This is a genomic window from Bartonella vinsonii subsp. vinsonii (assembly GCF_902825235.1).
Taxonomy (GTDB): domain Bacteria; phylum Pseudomonadota; class Alphaproteobacteria; order Rhizobiales; family Rhizobiaceae; genus Bartonella; species Bartonella vinsonii.
In genome coordinates this window covers 1-206 of record NZ_CADEAJ010000116.1, presented here as the reverse complement: position 1 = coordinate 206, position 206 = coordinate 1, and the positions used below count along the sequence as shown (strand labels likewise).

The window sequence follows — 206 nt, the reverse complement described above, 5'->3', positions numbered from 1 at the left end:
CCAGTGTAAAAGTGTCAATGATCTCACTGGCAATTCGATCCCTCTGAAAGGCTGGCTTTTCAGGGATCTTCTCCAAAACCCCCGCCGTTTCCTTTAAAACCTCAACCCATTGTTGAACCTTCGCATTTTGCTTACCCAATTGCCCTGCATAACTGCCCGCATACCATTGCGAAAACGTTCCATCCGGCATGCCAATGCGCCGCGCT

At 50.0% G+C, this 206-nt stretch carries 1 pseudogene; it reads right to left on the bottom strand.

What is annotated here, in order from left to right:
• Positions 1–190 (bottom strand): annotated as a pseudogene (locus J7R12_RS08875) (AAA family ATPase); the annotation flags it as partial.
• Positions 191–206: the final 16 nt, after the last annotated feature.